This window comes from Streptomyces sp. NPDC060002 (assembly GCF_042737245.1).
Taxonomy (GTDB): Bacteria; Actinomycetota; Actinomycetes; order Streptomycetales; family Streptomycetaceae; genus Streptomyces.
In genome coordinates, this window is record NZ_JBHWUW010000022.1 from 15,380 (window position 1) to 36,922 (window position 21,543).

The 21,543-nt window shown below is 70.0% G+C and carries 16 protein-coding genes; 9 read left to right on the forward strand and 7 right to left on the reverse strand.

Annotated features, from left to right (window positions below; translation table 11 throughout):
- Positions 1-261: 261 nt before the first annotated feature.
- From ACFWBD_RS20515 to ACFWBD_RS20525, 3 genes are all read left to right on the forward strand, one after another.
- Positions 262-1,197 carry a ComF family protein gene (locus tag ACFWBD_RS20515; protein ID WP_385668392.1) on the forward strand — a complete coding sequence of 312 codons (936 nt, stop codon included), beginning with the start codon at positions 262-264 and terminating at the stop codon, positions 1,195-1,197.
- Positions 1,198-1,510: 313 nt separating this feature from the next.
- Positions 1,511-2,203 carry a ribosome hibernation-promoting factor, HPF/YfiA family gene (gene hpf / locus ACFWBD_RS20520; RefSeq protein ID WP_385668395.1) on the forward strand — a complete coding sequence of 231 codons (693 nt, stop codon included), beginning with the start codon at positions 1,511-1,513 and terminating at the stop codon, positions 2,201-2,203.
- A gap of 207 nt (positions 2,204-2,410) precedes the next feature.
- The gene (locus tag ACFWBD_RS20525) at positions 2,411-3,157 is read left to right on the forward strand and encodes a response regulator transcription factor (protein WP_020133042.1); all 747 of its coding nucleotides are present in this window, start codon (positions 2,411-2,413) and stop codon (positions 3,155-3,157) included.
- Positions 3,158-3,254: 97 nt separating this feature from the next.
- On the opposite strand, the gene ACFWBD_RS20530 is transcribed toward ACFWBD_RS20525, so the two are convergent.
- Both ACFWBD_RS20530 and ACFWBD_RS20535 read right to left on the reverse strand, forming a co-directional pair.
- Positions 3,255-4,454 (reverse strand): winged helix-turn-helix domain-containing protein, encoded by a 1,200-nt coding sequence (locus ACFWBD_RS20530; RefSeq protein ID WP_385668398.1) that lies wholly within the window; start codon positions 4,452-4,454, stop codon positions 3,255-3,257.
- 176 nt (positions 4,455-4,630) lie between these two features.
- Positions 4,631-5,233, reverse strand: a complete 603-nt coding sequence (locus tag ACFWBD_RS20535; protein WP_385668401.1) for a GNAT family N-acetyltransferase — start codon at positions 5,231-5,233, stop codon at positions 4,631-4,633.
- A gap of 281 nt (positions 5,234-5,514) precedes the next feature.
- On the opposite strand from ACFWBD_RS20535, the gene secA reads away from it, so the two are divergent.
- Entirely contained in the window at positions 5,515-8,361 is a 2,847-nt protein-coding gene (gene secA / locus ACFWBD_RS20540; protein WP_385668404.1) for a preprotein translocase subunit SecA, read from the forward strand.
- 193 nt (positions 8,362-8,554) lie between these two features.
- Here secA and ACFWBD_RS20545 read toward each other — a convergent pair whose 3' ends face one another.
- Positions 8,555-9,238, reverse strand: coding sequence for an Rv3235 family protein (locus ACFWBD_RS20545; protein WP_385668407.1), 684 nt, complete (start codon positions 9,236-9,238; stop codon positions 8,555-8,557).
- A gap of 333 nt (positions 9,239-9,571) precedes the next feature.
- Between ACFWBD_RS20545 and ACFWBD_RS20550 the strand changes: the two genes are divergently transcribed.
- Both ACFWBD_RS20550 and ACFWBD_RS20555 read left to right on the forward strand, forming a co-directional pair.
- Positions 9,572-10,087: a DUF6912 family protein gene (locus ACFWBD_RS20550; RefSeq protein ID WP_385668410.1), complete on the forward strand. Its 516-nt coding sequence runs from the start codon at positions 9,572-9,574 to the stop codon at positions 10,085-10,087.
- 181 nt (positions 10,088-10,268) lie between these two features.
- The gene (locus tag ACFWBD_RS20555; RefSeq protein ID WP_385668413.1) at positions 10,269-10,940 is read left to right on the forward strand and encodes an HAD family hydrolase; all 672 of its coding nucleotides are present in this window, start codon (positions 10,269-10,271) and stop codon (positions 10,938-10,940) included.
- Positions 10,941-11,059: 119 nt separating this feature from the next.
- On the opposite strand, the gene ACFWBD_RS20560 is transcribed toward ACFWBD_RS20555, so the two are convergent.
- The gene (locus ACFWBD_RS20560) at positions 11,060-11,626 is read right to left on the reverse strand and encodes a DJ-1/PfpI family protein (RefSeq protein ID WP_385668416.1); all 567 of its coding nucleotides are present in this window, start codon (positions 11,624-11,626) and stop codon (positions 11,060-11,062) included.
- 993 nt (positions 11,627-12,619) lie between these two features.
- Here ACFWBD_RS20560 and ACFWBD_RS20565 point away from each other — a divergent pair.
- Positions 12,620-17,581: an NAD-glutamate dehydrogenase gene (locus tag ACFWBD_RS20565; protein WP_385668419.1), complete on the forward strand. Its 4,962-nt coding sequence runs from the start codon at positions 12,620-12,622 to the stop codon at positions 17,579-17,581.
- A gap of 99 nt (positions 17,582-17,680) precedes the next feature.
- Here ACFWBD_RS20565 and ACFWBD_RS20570 read toward each other — a convergent pair whose 3' ends face one another.
- Together ACFWBD_RS20570 and ACFWBD_RS20575 are read right to left on the reverse strand one after the other, a co-directional pair.
- A complete protein-coding gene (locus tag ACFWBD_RS20570; RefSeq protein ID WP_385668422.1) occupies positions 17,681-18,523 on the reverse strand; it encodes an ABC transporter ATP-binding protein in 843 nt (280 codons plus the stop codon).
- Positions 18,516-19,433: an ABC transporter permease gene (locus ACFWBD_RS20575; RefSeq protein ID WP_385668425.1), complete on the reverse strand. Its 918-nt coding sequence runs from the start codon at positions 19,431-19,433 to the stop codon at positions 18,516-18,518. Before ACFWBD_RS20575 ends, ACFWBD_RS20570 begins: the two co-directional genes overlap by 8 nt.
- A gap of 175 nt (positions 19,434-19,608) precedes the next feature.
- Between ACFWBD_RS20575 and ACFWBD_RS20580 the strand changes: the two genes are divergently transcribed.
- Both ACFWBD_RS20580 and ACFWBD_RS20585 read left to right on the forward strand, forming a co-directional pair.
- Positions 19,609-20,256: a TetR/AcrR family transcriptional regulator gene (locus ACFWBD_RS20580; protein WP_385668428.1), complete on the forward strand. Its 648-nt coding sequence runs from the start codon at positions 19,609-19,611 to the stop codon at positions 20,254-20,256.
- Between the two features lie 34 nt (positions 20,257-20,290).
- Positions 20,291-20,935: a LuxR C-terminal-related transcriptional regulator gene (locus tag ACFWBD_RS20585; RefSeq protein ID WP_385668431.1), complete on the forward strand. Its 645-nt coding sequence runs from the start codon at positions 20,291-20,293 to the stop codon at positions 20,933-20,935.
- A 72-nt stretch (positions 20,936-21,007) separates the two neighbouring features.
- Here the strand turns inward: ACFWBD_RS20585 and ACFWBD_RS20590 are convergent, their stop codons facing one another.
- Entirely contained in the window at positions 21,008-21,505 is a 498-nt protein-coding gene (locus ACFWBD_RS20590; protein WP_385668434.1) for a MarR family winged helix-turn-helix transcriptional regulator, read from the reverse strand.
- Between the last annotated feature and the right edge of the window lie 38 nt (positions 21,506-21,543).

Sequence of the window (21,543 nt, forward strand, 5' to 3'; positions counted from 1 at the left end):
GGGCGGCTCGGGGCGGCTCGGGGTGTACAACTCGGGGGGCTGGAGTGGGCCAGGGGTTCCGGGTGAACTCCTCGGACCCCGTCTTCCTTTGGCCCGGGGTTTCTCGGAGCCGCTTTTCACCGGCTCCTTTTGCTGTTCCGATCGCCTCCGGTCTGTCTTCGGTCCGCCCTCGTCCGCCTTCCCGAGAGTTTTCCACAGGGCTCTCCGGGCGGTTTTCCACAGGGGTGGCGGGCCGCTTCCCGCATCGGCACAGTAGTGGACGTGGAAGGCGTTCGCAGGTGGTGGCAGGAGCTCGCCGGCTTGGTGCTGCCCGCCGAGTGCGGGGGCTGCGGAAGCGCGCGTACGGTGCTCTGCCCCCAATGCCGTGCGGCGCTGAGCGGGGCCGTGCCGTTCCGGGTCCGCCCGGTGCCGGAACCGCCCGGGCTGCCCGCCGTGCACGCGGCGGCCCGGTACGCGGACGAGGTACGGGCGGCGCTGCTGGCCCACAAGGAACGCGGCGCGCTGACACTGGCGCGACCGCTGGGCGCGGCGCTGGCGGGGGCTGTGCGGGCGGGGGTGGGGGAGGTGGGGTGGGGGGAGGGGGAGGGCCCCCACCCCCTCGGAGACCTTCTGCTCGTCCCCGTCCCCTCCACCCGGGCCGCGGTGCGGGCGCGTGGGCATGATCCGGCGCGGCGTATCGCGTTGGCGGCGGCCGGTGAGTTGCGGCGGGCGGGGGTGTCGGCGCGGGTGGCCGCGGTGTTGCGGCAGCGGCGGCCCGTGGCCGACCAGTCGGGGCTCGGCTCCAGGCAGCGCCTGGACAACCTGGTGGGCGCGCTGACGGTGGTCCCCGGGGGTGCGCGGGTGCTGTGCGGTGGGCCGGTGGTTCTCGTCGACGACGTGGTCACGACGGGCGCCTCGCTGGCTGAGGCCGCGCGGGCGGTGCGGGCGGTTCGGGTGGCTGCGGCGGCGGAGCGGGCGGGACAGGGGGACAGTGGGCGGTGTGGGGAGGAGGCGAAGGGTGCGTTGTGTGGTGAAGGGGCGACGGCCGGGTACGTGGGTATCACTCGGGAAGACAGCAAGAAGCTGTCGGGAGCAAAGGAGGGAGGCGCGGACGGGGTGTCGGTGAGACCGTCGGACGACGTGGGCGGAGCCGGTGAAGTGCTCTGCGCGGCCGTGGTCGCCGCGTCGCCGGACTCTTTCGAAATAAACCGGAACTGAGCGGGAAGTCGCGTCGTTGCAGGTAATGAGAGGGCCAATTCGCCTGAACGGAGGTACGCCGCAGTAGAGGGTGACGACATCCGTCCGGGCGAGATATGTTCGGTTGTGAGGGAAAGCCGCAGGCCACACCTCTCATATCCGAATGCTGTGCTGCGGTCTTCGTAATCTTCCGCAGCACCTGGGGTGTAGATCTCGCCCATGGGGGAGGAGGAGGTGGAAGTCACCGAGTCCGAGGTTCCGGTGCTCGCCGGAGCCTGGTGCAAAAGGGAGACGCTCCGCACCGAAGCGGAGTGATCCGGGAACGGAGTTCTGCGTGGACATCGTCGTCAAGGGCCGTAAGACCGAGGTGCCCGAGCGGTTCCGCAAGCACGTGGCCGACAAGCTGAACCTGGAGAAGATCCAGAAGCTCGACGGCAAGGTGATCAGCCTCGACGTGGAGGTGTCCAAGGAGCCCAACCCCCGACAGGCCGACCGGTGCGACCGAGTGGAGATCACGCTCCACTCCCGCGGCCCTGTGATCCGGGCGGAGGCGGCGGCCAGCGACCCGTACGCGGCACTCGACCTGGCGGCGGAGAAGCTCGATGCCCAGCTGCGCAAGCAGCACGACAAGCGTTACACGCGCCGCGGCGCCCGCAGGATCTCCGCGGCGGAGGTTTCCGACTACGTCCCGGGTGTGGCGACGCTCAACGGCAACGGCCGTCCCGTCCCCGCCGGTGAGCCGGACAGCGTGCCGACCAAGCGGATCGGCTCGCTTGAGGTGCAGGGCGACGGCCCCCTCGTGGTGCGCGAGAAGACCCACGTCGCCGCTCCGATGACCCTCGACCAGGCCCTCTACGAGATGGAACTGGTCGGACACGACTTTTACCTGTTCGTCGACTCCGAGACCAAGCAGCCCAGCGTCGTCTACCGGCGTCACGCCTACGACTACGGCGTGATCTACCTCGACACCGACCCGATGGTGGCCCAGGCGCACGCGCCCGAGGCGGGCGGCACGTTGGGCGGCTGACGCTGCCCGGTGACAGCTGAGCGGTGTGCCCCTGGAGCGCTGTGTGCGCCCCCAGGGGCACCCGTGTGCGACCCCTTGGGGCACCGCTCTGTCATCGCGTTGTCGTCCGGGCATGGAATCATGGCCAGGGCGGCTCAACCGGTGGGCCGCTGCCTTGGGTTGGCGACGGCACAGGATCACGGGCCACAGCCTTCAGGGGGAGGAACGATGGCGGACAGCTTCGGACCGATGCGGGACGACGATGCCGACGACGGCGTCGTCGGCATGGGCCCGGACGGGGGCACCTCACGCAAGGAGCCGATCAGAGTCCTTGTCGTGGACGACCACGCCTTGTTCCGCCGCGGACTGGAGATCGTGCTCGCGGCCGAGGAGGACATCCAGGTCGTCGGCGAGGCCGGTGACGGCGCCGAGGCCGTGGACAAGGCGGCCGACCTGCTGCCGGACATCGTGCTGATGGACGTACGGATGCCCAAGCGCGGCGGTATCGAGGCGTGCACCTCCATCAAGGAGGTGGCTCCCAGCGCGAAGATCATCATGTTGACGATCAGTGACGAGGAGGCGGACCTCTACGAGGCGATCAAGGCCGGCGCGACCGGCTATCTCCTCAAGGAGATCTCCACGGACGAGGTCGCCACCGCGATCCGCGCGGTCGCCGACGGGCAGTCGCAGATCAGCCCCTCCATGGCGTCGAAGCTGCTCACCGAGTTCAAGTCGATGATCCAGCGGACCGACGAGCGTCGCCTCGTCCCCGCGCCGCGGCTGACGGACCGGGAGCTGGAGGTGCTCAAGCTGGTCGCCACGGGGATGAACAACCGTGACATCGCCAAGGAGTTGTTCATCTCCGAGAACACCGTGAAGAACCATGTGCGCAACATCCTGGAGAAGCTTCAGCTGCACTCCAGGATGGAGGCGGTCGTGTACGCGATGCGGGAGAAGATTCTCGAGATCCGGTGATCCGGTGATCCGGCTGGTCCGTCGAGCCGGGTGGTCCGTCGAGCCGGGTGAGCCGGGTGGTCCGTCGAGCCGGGGCTGAGCCCGGCTCGGACCCGGGTCAGGCCAGAGCGCGGGTGAGTTCTCTGGTGAGGGGCTCGCGCAGGTCCGGGGCGTCCACACGCTCCACGCGTACGTCCGTGCAGTCCACCCAGGTCGCCGCCTCCAGCAGGGCCTGGGCCACCGCCGGGACCGCCTTCGGGCCGTCCAGGGTGACCTGCCTGGCGATCAGGGTGCGGCCCTCACGGGCCGGGTCCACACGGCCGACGAGCCGGCCGCCGGCCAGGACCGGCATCGCGAAGTAGCCGTGGATCCGCTTCGGCTTGGGGACGTAGGCCTCCAGGCGGTGGGTGAAGCCGAAGATCCGCTCGGTGCGCGCCCGTTCCCAGATCAGGGAGTCGAAGGGGGACAGGAGCGTGGTGCGGTGGCGGCCGCGCGGGGGCGTTTCCAGGGCCGACGGGTCGGCCCAGGCGGGCTTGCCCCAGCCTTCGACCGTGACCGGGACCAGGCCCGAGTCGGCGATCACGGTGTCGACCTGGTCGCCCTTGAGACGGTGGTAGTCGGCGATGTCCGCGCGCGTGCCCACGCCGAGCGACTGGCCGGCCAGGCGGACGAGGCGGCGCAGGCACTCGGTGTCGTCCAGCTCGTCGTGCAGCAGGTCGGCGGGTACGGCGCGTTCGGCGAGGTCGTAGACGCGCTTCCAGCCGCGGCGCTCCACGCAGACCACCTCGCCGTACATCAGCGCGCGTTCCACGGCGACCTTGGTTCCGGACCAGTCCCACCACTCGCTGGTCTTCTTCGCTCCGCCCAACTCGGTTGCGGTGAGGGGGCCTTCGGTGCGGAGCTGCTTGACGACCTGCTCGTACGTGCCGTCCGGGAGCGCGTGGTTCCAGTGCGGGCGGGCCCGGTAGGCGCGGCGGCGGAAGGCGAAGTGGGGCCACTCCTCGATGGGGAGGATGCAGGCGGCGTGGGACCAGTACTCGAAGGCGTGCGGTCGCGCCGCCGGCGTGCCCGCCGACTCGGGCTTCCAGTACGCGTCCTCGATCGTCCTGCGGCCTACCGCTCCCAGGCGGGCGTAGGGGATCAGCTCGTGGGAGCGGGCCAGGACCGAGATGGTGTCGAGCTGGACCGCGCCGAGGTGACGGAGGACGCCGCGGACGCCGGCCTTGCGGTCGGGTGTGCCGAGGAAGCCTTGCGCGCGCAGGGCGATGCGGCGGGCTTCGTCTGCCGAGAGCGCGGTGTCGGGGCGCGGGGTGGTCATGGCTCGCACGATAGGGGGTGGGACTGACAGTGCGGGGTGAGCTGGGGGTTTGGGGGTGGAGGTGGGCAGCGGGGGTGGGCGCGCGGGGGGTTTCTCGCCTCCGCCGCCCCTATCCCTTCCCGTCCCCGGTGGCTGCCGCTCCCGGCCCCCGATTCGGCTCTGGACGGGCCTCGGCCTCAAACGCCGGACGGGCTGGTCGTGTCGCCGGAACGTGCTGGGACGTACGGCGCAGTGGACGGGAGTCCCAGGTCCGACGGGAGCAGGGAGGCCAGCCAGCAGTCGCGTCGTACACCCTTGTTGGCGATGGCCGAGCGCAGGGTGCCTTCCAGGGTGAAGCCGGCGTTCTCGGCTACCGCGCGGGATGCGGTGTTGCCGAGCTCGGCCCGCCATTCGACGCGGTCGACGGGGAGCGTGGTGAAGGCCCAGCGGGCCGCGGTGAGGGTGGCCTCGGTGATGTAGCCGTGGCCGCGGTGTTCCCTGGCCGCCCAGAAGCCGACCTCGGCCGTGCCCGGGGAGCGCATGGTGAGGCTGAGGACGCCGGTGAGGGCTCCGTCGGGGAGGAAGACGCCGAAGGTGAACATGGAGCCGCTCGTCCAGCCTTCGGGGGCGAGCAGTTCGGTGAAGCTTCGGGCGTGCTCGGGGAGGTAGGGGGAGGGGATCGTGGTCCAGCGCTGGATGTCGGGGTCCTGGGCGGCGGTGTACACGGCGTCGGTGTCCCGCGGGTCGAGGGGGCGCAGGACGAGGCGGGGGGTGGTGAGGGTGACGGGCTCGGGCTCCATCGGCCGATTCTGCGCGGGGTGTCCCGGCGGCGCCATCTTTTTTGCCGTGTGTGAGCGCGTGATCACAATTCGCGCAATTCGTCCGGCGGGCGCGGCACCATCGGCGGCGCCCGGCCGTTGTCCTCTTTGAAGAAGATTTTGGAGCAGGTGCGCAGCAGCGTGTGGTCCTCGTGGCGGCAGGCCTCCCGGGGTGGCGGGGTCCTCGCATACGATGGCCGTTGCTCAGCAAGTCCACTGGAAACCGACCGTCCCAGGCCCGACCGGCAAGGAGACCAACCCCCGTGTCCGTCCTCTCGAAGATCATGCGTGCAGGCGAAGGCAAGATCCTGCGCAAGCTGCACCGCATCGCGGACCAGGTCAACTCCATCGAAGAGGACTTCGTCGACCTCTCCGACGCCGAGCTGCGGGCCCTGACCGATGAGTACAAGCAGCGGTATGCCGACGGTGAGAGCTTGGACGACCTGCTGCCCGAGGCCTTCGCCACCGTGCGCGAGGCCGCCAAGCGCGTCCTCGGCCAGCGTCACTACGACGTGCAGATCATGGGTGGTGCCGCCCTGCACCTCGGCTATGTGGCGGAGATGAAGACCGGTGAGGGCAAGACGCTCGTCGGCACGCTGCCGGCGTATCTGAACGCGGTGTCCGGCAAGGGCGTCCACCTGATCACGGTCAACGACTACCTGGCCGAGCGCGACTCCGAGATGATGGGTCGTGTCCACAAGTTCCTGGGCCTGGAAGTCGGCTGCATCCTCGCCAACATGACGCCGGCGCAGCGCCGCGAGATGTACGCGTGCGACATCACGTACGGCACGAACAACGAGTTCGGCTTCGACTACCTGCGCGACAACATGGCGTGGGCGCAGGACGAGCTGGTCCAGCGCGGCCACAACTTCGCCATCGTCGACGAGGTCGACTCCATCCTGGTCGACGAGGCGCGTACGCCGCTGATCATCTCCGGTCCGGCCGACCAGGCCACCAAGTGGTACGGCGACTTCGCGAAGCTGGTGACGCGCCTGAAGAAGGGCGAGGCCGGCAACCCGCTCAAGGGCCTCGAGGAGACCGGCGACTACGAGGTCGACGAGAAGAAGCGCACGGTCGCCATTCACGAGACCGGTGTCAGCAAGGTCGAGGACTGGCTGGGCATCGACAACCTCTACGAGTCGGTGAACACCCCTCTGGTGGGCTACCTGAACAACGCCATCAAGGCGAAGGAGCTCTTCAAGAAGGACAAGGACTACGTCGTCATGGACGGCGAAGTCATGATCGTCGACGAGCACACGGGCCGTATCCTCGCCGGCCGCCGCTACAACGAGGGCATGCACCAGGCGATCGAGGCGAAGGAAGGGGTGGACATCAAGGACGAGAACCAGACGCTCGCCACGATCACCCTTCAGAACTTCTTCCGCCTCTACAAGCGCCACGACCATGACGACAAGGAGCAGCCGGGCCTCTGCGGCATGACCGGTACGGCGATGACCGAGGCCGCCGAGTTCCACCAGATCTACAAGCTCGGCGTGGTCCCGATCCCGACGAACAGGCCGATGGTCCGCAAGGACCAGTCCGACCTGATCTACCGCACCGAGGTCGCGAAGTTCGAGGCGGTCGTCGACGACATCGCCGAGAAGCACGAGAAGGGCCAGCCGATCCTCGTCGGTACGACGTCGGTCGAGAAGTCCGAGTACCTGTCGCAGCAGCTCTCCAAGCGGGGCGTGCAGCACGAGGTGCTGAACGCCAAGCACCACGAGCGTGAGGCGTCGATCGTCGCCCAGGCCGGCCGCAAGGGTGCTGTGACGGTCGCGACCAACATGGCCGGCCGTGGTACCGACATCAAGCTCGGCGGCAACCCCGACGACCTCGCGGAGGCGGAGCTGCGTCAGCGCGGCCTCGACCCCGAGGAGCACATCGAGGAGTGGGCCGCCGCGCTGCCCGCCGCCCTGGAGAACGCCGAGCAGGCGGTCAAGGCCGAGTTCAACGAGGTCAAGGAGCTGGGCGGCCTCTACGTGCTGGGTACCGAGCGGCACGAGTCGCGTCGTATCGACAACCAGCTGCGCGGTCGTTCCGGCCGTCAGGGCGACCCGGGCGAGTCCCGTTTCTACCTGTCGCTGGGCGACGACCTGATGCGGCTGTTCAAGGCGCAGATGGTCGAGCGCGTGATGTCGATGGCGAACGTGCCGGACGACGTGCCGATCGAGAACAAGATGGTCACGCGTGCGATCGCGTCCGCGCAGTCGCAGGTGGAGCAGCAGAACTTCGAGACGCGTAAGAACGTCCTGAAGTACGACGAGGTGCTCAACCGTCAGCGTGAGGTCATCTACGGTGAGCGGCGCCGCGTTCTGGAGGGTGAGGACCTGCAGGAGCAGATCCACCACTTCATGGACGACACGATCGACGCGTACGTCGGCGCGGAGACCGCCGAGGGCTTCCCGGAGGACTGGGACCTGGACCGGCTGTGGGGCGCCTTCAAGCAGCTCTACCCGGTGAAGGTCACCGTCGAGGAGCTGGAGGAGGCGGCCGGTGACCGGGCCGGTCTGACCGCCGAGTTCATCTCCGAGTCCATCAAGGACGACATCCGCGACCAGTACGAGTCGCGTGAGTCTCAGCTCGGTTCCGAGATCATGCGTGAGCTGGAGCGACGGGTCGTGCTGTCGGTCCTGGACCGCAAGTGGCGCGAGCACCTCTACGAGATGGACTACCTCCAGGAGGGCATCGGCCTGCGCGCGATGGCGCAGAAGGACCCGCTGGTCGAGTACCAGCGCGAGGGCTTCGACATGTTCTCCGCGATGATGGACGGCATCAAGGAGGAGTCCGTCGGCTACCTGTTCAACCTGGAGGTCCAGGTCGAGCAGCAGGTCGAGGAGGTCCCGGTGGAGGACGCCGCGCCGGTCGACATGGAGAAGCAGGACGTGGTGCCGGCGCAGGCGGGTTCGCGTCCGGAGATCCGGGCGAAGGGGCTGGACGCTCCGCAGCGTCGTCAGCTGCACTTCTCGGCTCCGACGGTGGACGGCGAGGGCGGCACGATCGAGGGCGACTTCGACAATGACGAGGACGAGCCGGTGCGCTCCGAGGCCGATGGCCTCACGCGCGCGGAGCGCCGCAAGCAGGCGAAGGCCGGGCGGCGCCGTAAGAAGTAGGGCGCGGCTGCCTGCGGCGCCGTCTGCCCGCTGTGCGCCGGGCGTGACGTGTGATGCGTGGCGTACGGATGCGGCGTGTGCCGTGACGGATGCGGCGTGTGCCGTGACGGCGCTGTGGGCTTCTTGGCGGCTTTGAGGGCCGGGTCACCTTCGGGTGACCCGGCCCTTTGCTGTTCGGCGGTTCCAGGGCGGCTCAGTCGTCCTGGGGGTGGGGCCTGCGGGTGCCGTCGAGTTCCACCGCGGTGCAGCGCCAGCGGTGGTCGGTGCCGAGTTCCAGACGGAAGGCCATCGCCCGTACGCGATCGCCGGCGCCGATGCGGGCGAAGGCCTCGATGGCGCCGGGGCGGGGGACGTAATAGCCGATGTCCCGGACGACGGGACGGGCGCCGTGGGTGGTGCGCAGGGGGCCGCGTTCGGCGAGGTCGGCCAGGTCGTCGTAGGCGTGGCCGAGGGTGTGCCGGAGCATGAAGTGCACGGGGCGCCGGCCGGTCAGGACCGCGAGGAGGCGGTCGGCGAAGAGGTCTGTGGGGCGAGGCTGGGAGACGGGGCGGCGGGGGGTCTGGGCGGGGACGGACGGGGAGCCGGCGGGGGCGTTGGCATCGGCGGGGGCGCCGGTGCTCGTGCCGGTGCCGGTGCTGGGGCGGGCCGTCGAGTGGCGGGTGAGGGACCGGGGGGTCGAGGGGCGGCCGTCGGCGGGGCGGGTGCGGGTCGGGGAGTCGGTGCCGGGGGGACCGGGTGGGCGGCCGCCTGCGGGTGCCGTGCGAGGGGCGCCGCCGCTCGGGGTGCGGGGTGGGGCGGCCGCGGGGCGGCGGGTGTCGCGGCGGCCGGGAGGGCGGGCGCCGGGGTGGTGCTGCGTCCGCGTCATGACCTTGTTCATGGGAATCCCCGTTCGGTGGGCTCGGCTCTACCAGTCGGTAACTTGCCGTTGCGGATCTTGTACGGGGTCGCGGACCGTGACGGCAAGGAAGCGGGGCGTCCGTGGCGGGGGCGGGGAAAGTTCACCTATCAGGGGTGGTGGTGGGTGGTGGGGGACCGGCGCTGCGGGGGTGGGCCGGGTGAATCGGGCGGCCTGGGTTGACGCCGGTGAGGGTGTGGGCAGGGGCCCGAAAGGGGACGGCCGCACGTATCCTGAAGGCCCTCGGGGAGACGCGGAACCGTCCCTCCCCGGAACACCGAGTCCGAGCCTGCGACCACGAAAGAGCGGCCAGCCATGCGCGTCTACGTCCCCCTGACCCTCCCCGCCCTCGCCGAGGCGCACAAGACGGGTGAGCTGGGGTCCGGGCCGCTCGTCGCGTACGCCGTCACGCCCGCGCTGCGCGAGTGGTATCTCTCCGACGACATCGAGGAGCTGGAGTACGCGGCGCTCAGCAGGGCCGCGCTCGCCTCGCTGCGGTTGCTCGCGGCGGATCAGGGAGCCCCGCGGCGCCGGGTCGTGGTCGCCGTCGACGTACCCGACCGCACGGCCGCCGCGGACCCCGACCGGGGGCTCGATCCGGCGGCGCTGGGCGAGGTGCGGGTGACGGGTGCCGTCCCGCTGGCCAAGGCGGCCGCGGTGCACGTCGACGCCGGGGAGGCGGAGGCGGACGTGACCGCCGCGGCGGAGGCGCTAGCGGCGGCGGACGGCGGGGACGACGACGCGCAGTTCGTCGTGGACGGGGCCGAGGACCATGAGCTGTTGTGGTTCGCCAGGCAGGAGATCCCGACTCTGGTGGGGTCGGGCGACTGAGTTCGCCCGGCAGGCTGTTATTTGTCGGCTGACGGCTGACGGCTGACGGCTGACGGCTGACGGCTGACGGCTGACGGCCTGCCTGGTCTGGTGGGGCCGGTGGGTTTGGTGGGTTCGGGGCGATCGGCCACCGCTTCGGCCGGTCACTTGATTGTCGGTGGTGGCGGGTACGTTTGCAGGTATGGGGAAGCAGGAAGCGGCGCACATCGTCTGGGACTGGAACGGGACGCTGTTCCACGACAACGACGCGATCATCGGGGCGACGAACGCGGCATTCGTCGAGCTGGGGCTGGAGCCGATCACGCTGGAGCGGTACCGGGCGCTGTACTGCGTTCCGGTGCCGAAGTTCTACGAGCGGCTGATGGGAAGGCTGCCCACCGATGCCGAGTGGGAGGTCATGGACGACGTCTTCCACCGGTACTACGCCGAGCACCGGGTGGGGTGCGGGCTCACCGAGGGCGCCGTGGAGCTGCTCGCGGGATGGCGGTCGGCGGGGCACAGTCAGTCCCTGCTGAGCATGTATGTGCACGATGAACTCGTGCCGCTGGTCCGGGGGTTCGGGATCGAGCCGCATTTCGTACGGGTCGACGGGCGGACCGGGCCCTCCGGGGGCAGCAAGGCCGAGCACATGGTGCGGCACCTCGAGGCGCTGACCGGGGTGCAGGCGGCACGCACGGTGGTGATCGGAGATGCCGCCGATGACGCGGTGGCCGCGTTGCATGTGGGCGCGCGGGCCGTCCTGTACACCGGCGGGTCGCACAGTCGGGCCAGCCTGGAGGGCGTCGGGGTGCCCGTGGTCGACACGCTGGGGGAGGCGGTGGAGGTCGCGGGGCGGTTGGCCACGGCTGCGTAGGGGTTTCAGGGGTTTGTGGGTGGCCGCATCGAGCGTCGGATCGGGTGCGGCGTCCTGCGGGCGCCGCACCCGTCGGGGCCTGCGGTTGGGTGGCGTGGCGCGTGGTGGAGTGGGTCAGGTCACGTCACTGGCGCCTTGGTGCGCAGCACCTTCAGGAACTCGCGCATCCAGGCCGGGTGGTCCGGCCAGGCGCGGGCGGAGACCAGGGTGCCGTCGACCACCGCCTCGGCGTCCTGGAAGGTGGCGCCTGCCGACTGCATGTCGAGCTCCAGGGCCGGGTACGCCGTGACGCGTCGGCCGTGGAGGGCGTCGGCGGCCGCGGTGAGCAGGGGGCCGTGGCAGATCTGTGCGACCGGTTTGTCTGCGTCGAAGAACGACTTGAGGATCTTGCGGAGCTCGGGGTCGTTGCGGAGGTACTCGGGGGCCCGGCCGCCGGGGATGACGACGGCGGCGTACTGGCCGGGGTCGACCTCGGAGAAGGCGAGGTCGGCGGGCCAGGTGTAGCCGGGCTTCTCGGTGTAGGTGTCGAAACCGGGTTCGAAGTCGTGGACGACGAACTGGAGCTTTTTGCGGGCGGGGGCGGCGATGTGGACCTCGTAGCCTTCCTCGCGCAGGCGTTGGTAGGGGTAGAGGACTTCCAGGGATTCCGCTGCGTCGCCGGTGACGATGAGGATTTTCGCGGGCATGGTGGGTGGGCTCCTCTCGGGCGGGCGTTGCCATGGGCAACGTGCCTCTTGGGGGTGGGCTTGCCAAGAGGGCGCTTTCAGCGTCCCGCGGGGTGGGGTCGGCGTCGACTTTTCTCGCCCCCGCCGCCCCTACCCGTCCCATCCCAGGGGCTACGCCCCTGCGCCCCACCAGGGGCTACGCTCCTGCGCCCCACCAGGGGCTGCGTGCCCTGCGCCCCACCGGGGACTGCGTCCCCTGCGCCCCACCAGGGGCTGCGTGCCCTGCGGGGACTGCGTCCCACCAGAGGGTTCCGCCTCTGCCCCCCGGGGGGCCCGCCCATGCGCCCCCTGCGGGCCGCGCCCGCGTACCTCTCGGCGCCCCCGCGTGTCGCCCCTGCCGCGCGGCCCGCCGGGTTCAGCCCTCCCGCCACACCCCCCGTCCCCTCCCACCACACCCCCCGTCCCCTCCCACCACACCCCCCGTCCCCTCCCACCACACCCCCCGTCCCCTCCCACCACACCCCCGTCCCCTCCCACCACACCCCCCGTCCCCCCCGCCCCATCCCACGTCACACCCCGTTTTGGCTCTGTGCAGAACGGCAAAGTTGGGGGCTCTGTTTTGTACACATACGGCTCATGACGGGAGGCCCGGGAGGGGCGATAGCCTTGGTGGCGTGATCAGCGCGATAGCTCGCGGGGGCGTTGTGGCCCCTGCCCTGCGCCCGGTGTGTGCGGACCATCTCCGCAGCCGGGCGGCGGACGCTGGTCGGCGCGGGCGGGACGGGGCCGAAAGGGCCCCCAGGACGCCGTGCACCCCTCGGATGCACCTGGCGCGGAGAGCAGCGTCACACCCGGGAGTGGTGTCGAGAATGGCTGATAACCCCCCGCTCATCTCACCTTGCGGCATAGCGTCGGAGCAGACCGGAGACCCCGGGCCGTGGCGTCGAGCCGCAGGGGAAGAGACCGTACTTCCTTCTACGTCACGCAACGGCGCGCGACAGGAGCCAGAGGACAATGCAGACCAAGCTGGACGAAGCCAAGGCCGAGCTGCTCGAGAGGGCGGCGCGGGTCGCTGAGAACAGCCCGGTCGGGGGGCATCTACCGACTGGGACGACGGGCGAGGGCGGCGGTACTCCGGGGACCCCGGACCACGCCTCCCTCCTCGCGTTCCTGCAGCGCTACTACCTGCACACCGCCCCGGAGGACCTGAGCGGCCGTGACCCGGTCGACGTCTTCGGAGCCGCGCTCTCGCACTACCGGCTGGCCGAGAACCGGCCGCAGGGGACGGCCAATGTAAGGGTTCACACCCCTACCGTCGAGGAGAACGGGTGGACGTGCAGTCACTCGGTCGTCGAGGTCGTGACCGACGACATGCCGTTCCTCGTCGACTCCGTCACCAATGAGCTGACCCGGCAGGGGCGGGGGATCCACCTCGTCATCCACCCGCAGGTCGTCGTGCGGCGCGATGTGGCCGGCAAGCTCATCGAGGTGCTCAGCACCCCGCCCGCCGCGGGGGACCTGCCGCACGACGGGCATGTCGAGTCGTGGATCCACGTCGAGATCGACCGTGAGACCGACCGCGCCGACCTGAAGCAGATCACCGCCGACCTGGTGCGCGTCCTGTCCGACGTGCGGGAGGCCGTCGAGGACTGGGAGAAGATGCGGGACACCGCGATGCGGGTCGCCGATCAGCTCCAGGAGGAGCCTGTCCCCGGTGATCTGGCGCGGCCCGACGTCGACGAGGCACGTGAGCTGCTGCGCTGGCTGGCCGCCGACCACTTCACGTTCCTCGGCTACCGGGAGTACCAGCTGCGCGGGGACGACTCCCTCGCCGCCGTCCCCGGGACCGGGCTCGGCATTCTGCGTTCCGACCCGCAGCACGCCGACACCGACAGCCACCACAGCCACCCCGTCAGCCCCTCCTTCGAGCGGCTGCCCGCCGATGCCCGCGCCAAGGCGCGTGAGCACAAGCTGCTGGTGCTGACCAAGGCGAACAGCCGGGCCACCGTGCACCGGCCCTCCTACCTCGACTACGTCGGTGTGAAGAAGTTCGACAAGGACGGGAACGTCGTCGGGGAGCGTCGGTTCCTCGGGCTGTTCTCCTCCGCCGCCTACACCGAGTCCGTGGTGCGGGTGCCGGTCGTGCGGCGCAAGGTCGCTGCCGTGCTGCAGGGCGCCGGCTTCTCGCCCAACAGTCACGACGGGCGCGACCTGCTCCAGATCATGGAGACCTACCCGCGCGACGAGCTCTTCCAGACGCCGGTGGACGAACTCCGGTCCATCGTCACGTCCGTGCTCTATCTCCAGGAGCGGCGCCGGCTGCGGCTGTACCTGCGGCAGGACGAGTACGGGCGCTACTACTCGGCGATCGTCTACCTGCCCCGCGACCGCTACACCACGGGCGTGCGGCTGCGGATCATCGACATCCTCAAGGAGGAGCTGGGCGGGACGAACGTCGACTTCACCGCCTGGAACACCGAGTCGATCCTGTCCCGGCTGCACTTCGTCGTCCGTGTCCCGCAGGGCACCGAGCTGCCGGAGCTGTCCGACGCCGACAAGGAGCGCATCGAGGCGCGGCTCGTCGAGGCGGCCCGTTCCTGGGCCGACGCCTTCCAGGAGGCGCTCAACGCCGAACTCGGCGAGGAGCGGGCCGCGGAGCTGCTGCGGCGCTACAACAGCGCCTTCGCCGAGGGCTACAAGGCCGACCACAGCCCGCGTTCCGCCGTCGCCGACCTCTGCCATCTGGAGCGGCTCACGGAGGAGCGGAACTTCTCGCTCAGCCTGTACGAGCCGGTGGGCGCCGCTCCGGGCGAGCGCCGCTTCAAGATCTACCGCAAGGGTGACGCGATCTCCCTGTCGGCCGTGCTGCCGGTCCTGAACCGGCTCGGTGTCGAGGTGATCGACGAGCGGCCGTACGAACTGCGCTGCGCGGACCGCAGCAACGCCTGGATCTACGACTTCGGGCTGCGTATCCCCAAGTCGCTGGCGGGTCCCGGCGGGGACTTCCTCGGTGACGACGGGCGCGAGCGGTTCCAGGAGGCGTTCTCGGCGACCTGGACCGGCAAGGCGGAGAACGACGGGTTCAACGCGCTGGTGCTGGGCGCCGGGCTGCACTGGCGGCAGGCGATGGTGCTGCGCGCGTACGCCAAGTACCTGCGCCAGGCCGGGTCCACGTTCAGCCAGGACTACATGGAGGACACCCTCCGGACCAACGTCCACACCACCCGGCTGCTCGTGTCGTTGTTCGAGGCGCGGATGTCGCCCGACCGGCAGAGTGCCGGGCACGAGATCGTCGACGCGCTGCTCGAGGAGCTGGACGCCGCCCTCGACGAGGTGGCCTCGCTCGACGAGGACCGGATCCTGCGGTCCTTCCTCACCGTCATCAAGGCGACCCTGCGGACGAACTTCTTCCAGGAGCGCGCGGGCGGTGAGCCGCACGACTACGTGTCCATGAAGTTCGACCCGCGGGCCATCCCGGATCTGCCGGCGCCCCGGCCCGCGTTCGAGATCTGGGTGTACTCACCGCAGGTCGAGGGCGTGCACCTGCGGTTCGGGAAGGTCGCGCGCGGTGGTCTGCGCTGGTCCGACCGGCGTGAGGACTTCCGTACCGAGGTGCTCGGTCTGGTGAAGGCGCAGATGGTGAAGAACACCGTCATCGTGCCGGTCGGCGCCAAGGGCGGCTTCGTCGCCAAGCAGCTGCCCGACCCGGGCGTGGACCGTGACGCATGGCTGGCCGAGGGCATCGCCAGCTACAAGACGTTCATCTCGGCGCTGCTCGACATCACCGACAACCTGGTCGGCGGGGAGGTCGTGCCGCCGGCCGACGTCGTGCGGCACGACGAGGACGACACCTACCTGGTGGTCGCCGCCGACAAGGGCACGGCGACGTTCTCCGACATCGCCAACGAGGTCGCGCAGTCGTACAACTTCTGGCTCGGCGACGCCTTCGCCTCCGGCGGCTCGGCGGGTTACGACCACAAGGGCATGGGCATCACGGCCCGCGGTGCCTGGGAGTCCGTGAAGCGGCACTTCCGGGAGCTGGGCGTGGACACGCAGTCCGAGGACTTCACGGTCGTCGGCGTCGGTGACATGTCCGGTGACGTGTTCGGCAACGGCATGCTGCTCAGCGAGCACATCCGGCTGGTCGCCGCCTTCGACCACCGGCACATCTTCATCGACCCGAAGCCGGACGCGGCGACCTCGTACGCGGAGCGCCGCCGGCTGTTCGAGCTGCCCCGCTCCAGCTGGGCCGACTACAACGGCGATCTGATCTCCGCCGGCGGCGGCGTCTTCCCGCGTGCGGCGAAGGCGATCCCGGTCAACGGTCACATCCGGGAGGCGCTGGGCATCGAGGCGGGCGTCACCAAGCTGACCCCGGCCGACCTGATGAAGGCGATCCTGCGGGCGCAGGTGGACCTGCTGTGGAACGGCGGCATCGGCACGTACGTGAAGTCCGGTGCGGAGTCGAACGCCGACGTCGGCGACAAGGCCAACGACCCGATCCGGGTGGACGGCGCCGATCTGCGCGTCAAGGTCGTCGGCGAGGGCGGCAACCTGGGACTGACCCAGCTCGGCCGGATCGAGTTCGCGCTGCACGGCGGCAAGATCAACACGGATGCCATCGACAACAGCGCGGGCGTGGACACCTCCGACCACGAGGTGAACATCAAGATCCTGCTGAACGGCCTGGTCACCGAGGGCGACATGACCGTCAAGCAGCGCAACAAGGTGCTCGCGGAGATGACCGACGAGGTCGGCGTTCTCGTCCTGCGCAACAACTACGCGCAGAACACGGCGATCGCCAACGCCCTCGCCCAGTCCAAGGACATGCTCCACGCCCAGCAGCGCTTCATGCGCCACCTGGTCAGGGAGAAGCACCTGGACCGGGCCCTGGAGTTCCTGCCCACCGACCGGCAGATCCGTGAACGTCTCGGCGCCGGCCAGGGCCTCACCAGCCCGGAGACGGCCGTCCTGATGGCCTACACGAAGATCACGGTGTCGGACGAGCTGCTGCGCACCTCGCTGCCCGACGACCCGTACCTGCGCGGTCTGCTGCACGCGTACTTCCCGACGGCGTTGCGCGAGCGGTTCCCCGAGGGCATCGACAGTCACCCGCTGCGCCGCGAGATCACCACGACCGTCCTGGTCAACGACACGGTCAACACGGGCGGTACGACGTATCTGCACCGGCTGAGGGAGGAGACCGGCGCCTCGCTGGAGGAGATCGTGCGGGCCCAGACCGCGGCCCGGGCGATCTTCCGCTCGGCGCCGGTGTGGGACGCGGTGGAGGATCTCGACAACCGGGTCGAGGCCGACGTCCAGACGCGTATCCGGCTGCACTCGCGGCGGCTCGTCGAGCGCGGTACGCGCTGGCTGCTGAACAACCGGCCGCAGCCGCTGCAGCTCGCCGAGACCGTCGACTTCTTCGCGGAGCGCGTCGAGCAGGTGTGGTCGCAGCTGACGAAGCTGCTGCGGGGCGCGGACCTGGAGTGGTGGCAGCGGATCCACGACGAGCTGACCGACGCCGGCGTCCCGGACGAGCTGGCCACCCGGGTGGCCGGGTTCTCCTCGGCCTTCCCGGCGCTGGACATCGTCTCGGTGGCCGACCGTATGGGGCGGGACCCGCTGGACGTCGCCGACGTCTACTACGACCTCGCCGACCGTCTGCACATCACCCAGCTCATGGACCGCATCATCGAGCTGCCGCGTGCCGATCGCTGGCAGTCCATGGCCCGCGCCTCCATCCGTGAGGACCTGTACGCGGCCCACGCGGCGCTTACGGCGGACGTGCTGGCCGTCGGCAACGGCACCTCGACGCCCGAGCAGCGCTTCGAGGCGTGGGACGAGAAGAACGCGGCGATCCTGGGCCGGGCGCGCACCACGCTGGAGGAGATCCAGAGCTCGGAGACGTTCGACCTGGCCAATCTGTCGGTGGCCATGCGGACGATGCGTACGCTGCTGCGGACGCATTCGTAGGCGCCCGTTAGCGCCGGTGAGCGCAGGTCAGCACACGGGAGACAGGGGTGCCCCCGAGCCGTCGAGGCTCGGGGGCACCCCTGTTCGTCTGTTGTTCCGTCAGGCGGGCTTCGGCCTGGGCTTCTTCTTCTTGTCCCCGGTGAACGCCTCGTACGCCTCGAGGACCTCCTCCGTCGGGCCGTCCATGCGCAGTTCGCCGCGCTCCAGCCACAGCACCCGGTCGCAGGTTTCGCGGATCGCGGCGTTGCTGTGGCTGACCAGGAAGACCGTGCCGGCGTGCGCGCGCATCTCCTGGATGCGCTCCGCCGACCGCGCCTGGAACCGCGCGTCGCCGGTAGACAGTGCCTCGTCGATGAGGAGTACGTCGTGGTCCTTGGCTGCGGCGATGGAGAAGCGCAGCCGGGAGCCCATGCCGGACGAGTAGGTGCGCATCGGCAGGGAGATGAAGTCGCCCTTCTCGTTGATGCCGGAGAAGTCGACGATCTCCTGGTAGCGCTCCTTGATCTGCTCGCGCGTCATGCCCATGGCGAGCCCGCCGAGGTAGACGTTGCGTTCGCCGGTCAGATCGCCCATCAGGGCCGCGTTGACACCGAGGAGGGAGGGCTGGCCGTCGGTGTAGATCTTGCCGTTCTCCACCGGCTGCAGGCCCGCGATCCCCTTGAGCAGGGTCGACTTGCCGGAACCGTTGGTGCCGATGAGGCCGATCGCCTCACCCTTGTACGCGACGAAGGTGACGTTCTTGACGGCGTGCACCACGCGCATGCCGGCGGCCTTCTGGGCCTGCCCGGGGCGGATGATGCGGTTGAGGGCCGCCGTCGCGCTGCCCCGGCCGCTGCCGGTGCCGTTGATCCGGTAGACGATGTCGACGCCGTCCGCGATGACGGTGGGGGCCCGCTCGTCGACGGGCTCGGTGGGCGCGGTGCGCGTTGCGTTGTCAGCCACGGCCGTACGTCTCCTCAGCCTTCCAGAAGTAGATGAAGCCGCCGACGCCGGCGAGCAGCGCCCAGCCGGTCGCGACCAGCCACACGTGGGGCGGCAGCTGGCTCGCGTGGAAGCTGTCGATCAGCGCGAAGCGCATCAGGTCGATGTAGACGGCGGCCGGGTTGGCCCGCAGCAGGTCGGCGACCCAGGAGGGCATGCCCTGGTGCTTCTCGAGCAGGTTGTCGATGCTCCACATCACGCCCGAGATGTACATCCAGGTGCGCAGGATGAACGGCATCAGCTGGGAGATGTCCGGGGTGTTCGCGCCGAGCCGGGCCAGGATCATCGAGACGCCGGCGTTGAAGACGAACTGGAGTGCCAGGGCCGGGATGACGAGGACCCAGGACAGCGCCGGCGGCACGCCCACGGCGAACAGGATGATCAGCAGGGCGGCCATCGAGAAGAGCAGCTGCTGGAGTTGCTGGAGGCAGAACGAGATCGGCAGGGCGGCCCGGGGGAAGTGCAGGGCCCGCACCAGACCGATGCTGCCGCCGATGGCCCGGGTGCCCGCCATGATCGAGCTCTGGGTGAACGTCCAGACGAACACCCCCGTGACCAGGAACGGGATGAAGTCCGCCACGCCCTTCTTGGTCTCCAGCAGGACACCGAAGATGAAGTAGTAGACCGCCGCGTTCAGCAGCGGGGTCATCACCTGCCAGACCTGGCCCAGCTTCGCCTGGCTGTACTGGGCGGTGAGCTTGGCGGTGGCGAACGCGGTGATGAAGTGGCGGCGCGCCCAGAGCTGGCGGATGTACTCGGGCAGGGACGGGCGGGCGCCGCTGACCGTGAGGCCGTGACGGGCGGCCAGAGCCGCGAGGTCGCCGTGGGGGGCGGCCTGTGTCTGGGGCGGTGTGTGGAGGACCTGACTCACATCCGCTGCTTTCGCTCGGGGGAAGGGGGTGCGGGCGGCGGCGTTTCCGTGGCCGCCCGACGTTTTTCCTTACGCTTTTCTTTACGTTTTCTTACGTCGGAACGGGACCGTATCGTCGCAACGTGAGAGTAGGCCGATTCATCGTCGGAACGCAACCGTTTCGTCGTAACGCCCTATGCTGGTGGGCATGACGACGAACGCGACGAACGCCGATGGACCCCCGGTGCGCCCGCGCCGCCGGGCCCCCGCGGGCGCGGCCGTGCTCCGCGAGGATGTGACGGAGGCCATCCGGGCCGCCGTGTTCGAGGAGCTCGCGACCGTCGGCTACGCGCGGATGTCCATCGAGGGCATCGCCCGGCGCGCCGGGGTGGGCAAGACGGCGGTGTACCGGCGCTGGCGCTCCAAGCTGCACCTGGTCCTCGACATCGTCTCGGTGATCGCCGTGCAGGGGCTGCCGGCCCCGGAGACGGGCAGCCTGGAGGGCGACCTGCGCATGCTCTACGAGGTGAGCTCCCGGGCCCTGCGGCATCCGGTGGCCTCGCAGATCATCCCCGACCTCCAGGCCGAGGCGGCCCGCAACCCGGAGATCGCCGAGGCCTTGCAGAAGGCGCTGAAGCAGGGGCAGGAGGAGGTCGCCCTGAAGATCGTGGCCGCCGCGGAGCAGCGCGGCGAGGTCCGCGAGGGGCTGAACGAGGAGCTGGCGCTCGATCTGATCTCGGGTCCGCTTTACTGGCGTTCGGTGGTGATCCGCAGCCCGAAGCTGCCCAAGGGCTACCTGGGCGCGCTGGCTCGTGCGACCACCGAGGCGATCAAGGCGCTGTAAGCGGCGCTGACGCCGTGACGGGAGTCGAGGTGGCATGAGAGTCGTGATGGCCGAGGACAACGCCCTGCTGAGGGAGGGCCTGGTCCTGCTGCTGACATCGGCAGGACACGAGGTGGTGGCCGTCGTCGGCTCCGGCCCCGAGGTCCTTCCGGCGCTCCTTCGGCACCGGCCGGACGTGGCGGTGCTCGACGTACGGATGCCGCCGGGCTTCCGCGACGAGGGGCTGCGGGCCGCGCTGGAGGCCCGCGAGAAGATTCCCGGCCTGCCGGTGCTGGTGCTCTCCCAGTATGTCGAGGAGTCCTACGCCGCCGAGCTGCTGGGCGGGGGCGCGAGCGGGGTCGGCTATCTGCTGAAGGACCGCGTGGGCCGGGTGGACGAGTTCCTCGACGCCCTGGAGCGGGTCGCCTCCGGCGGTACGGCGCTCGACCCCGAGGTCGTCACGGAGCTGATGTCCCGCCGCCGCGACTCGCCGCTGGACTCGCTCACACCGCGTGAGCGCGAGGTGCTGAAGCTCATGGCCGAGGGCCGCGACAACACGACCATCGCCGACATCCTCGTCATCACCGAACGGTCCGTCAGCAAGCACATCGGCAACGTGTTCCTGAAACTGGGTCTCCCCCCGAGCGACAGCGGCCACCGGCGAGTGCTGGCCGTCCTGGCGTATCTGAACAACGCCTGACCCGGGTGGATGCCGGCGCGCGCCTCAGGCCGTCGCCAACCGTTTCGCCGGGGCGCCGTGCGACCCGGATCGTCATCCGTGTTCCGGCTCCTCCTCCAGGGCCGCCGTGTCGAGGGCCGAGGTGAGCTGGTCGAGGTGTTCGCGCAGGTCGCGGATCTCGTCCAGGTCGAACCCGGTCGCCGAGACGATCCGGCGCGGCACCCGCAGCGCCCGCTCGCGCAGTGCGACGCCCTCCTCGGTGAGCCGGATCTCCACCGAGCGCTCGTCGCGGGAGCTGCGCTCCCTGCGCACCAGGCCGGCCGACTCCAGCCGCTTGAGCAGCGGCGAGAGCGTGCCGGAGTCGAGGCGGAGGTGCTCGCCGAGCTTCTTGACGGGCAGTTCGCCGTGCTCCCACAGGACCAGGAGCACCAGGTACTGGGGGTAGGTCAGCCCGAGTTCCTTGAGGATCACGCGGTAGACGCCGTTGAAGGCGCGCGAGGCGGCGTGCAGGGAGAAGCAGATCTGGCTGTCCAGGCGGAGCCAGTTCTCCTCGGCGTTCTCCTGCGCTGCGGGTGTGGGCGTCGCGGTCATGTCCCCAGGGTAGCTCCAGCGAGTCATTTAGTTGTGCA

What these genes read in the sequence shown, in the direction of transcription:
- ACFWBD_RS20560 (WP_385668416.1), bottom strand. Translation starts at nt 11,626, where the DNA reads ATGCCCGCGAAAATCCTCATCGTCACCGGCGACGCAGCGGAATCCCTG.
- ACFWBD_RS20550 (WP_385668410.1), top strand. Translation starts at nt 9,572, where the DNA reads ATGCGCGTCTACGTCCCCCTGACCCTCCCCGCCCTCGCCGAGGCGCAC.
- ACFWBD_RS20565 (WP_385668419.1), top strand. Translation starts at nt 12,620, where the DNA reads ATGCAGACCAAGCTGGACGAAGCCAAGGCCGAGCTGCTCGAGAGGGCG.
- ACFWBD_RS20590 (WP_385668434.1), bottom strand. Translation starts at nt 21,505, where the DNA reads ATGACCGCGACGCCCACACCCGCAGCGCAGGAGAACGCCGAGGAGAAC.
- ACFWBD_RS20580 (WP_385668428.1), top strand. Translation starts at nt 19,609, where the DNA reads ATGCTGGTGGGCATGACGACGAACGCGACGAACGCCGATGGACCCCCG.
- ACFWBD_RS20530 (WP_385668398.1), bottom strand. Translation starts at nt 4,454, where the DNA reads ATGACCACCCCGCGCCCCGACACCGCGCTCTCGGCAGACGAAGCCCGC.
- ACFWBD_RS20555 (WP_385668413.1), top strand. Translation starts at nt 10,269, where the DNA reads ATGGGGAAGCAGGAAGCGGCGCACATCGTCTGGGACTGGAACGGGACG.
- ACFWBD_RS20525 (WP_020133042.1), top strand. Translation starts at nt 2,411, where the DNA reads ATGGCGGACAGCTTCGGACCGATGCGGGACGACGATGCCGACGACGGC.
- ACFWBD_RS20545 (WP_385668407.1), bottom strand. Translation starts at nt 9,238, where the DNA reads ATGAACAAGGTCATGACGCGGACGCAGCACCACCCCGGCGCCCGCCCT.
- ACFWBD_RS20535 (WP_385668401.1), bottom strand. Translation starts at nt 5,233, where the DNA reads ATGGAGCCCGAGCCCGTCACCCTCACCACCCCCCGCCTCGTCCTGCGC.
- ACFWBD_RS20585 (WP_385668431.1), top strand. Translation starts at nt 20,291, where the DNA reads ATGAGAGTCGTGATGGCCGAGGACAACGCCCTGCTGAGGGAGGGCCTG.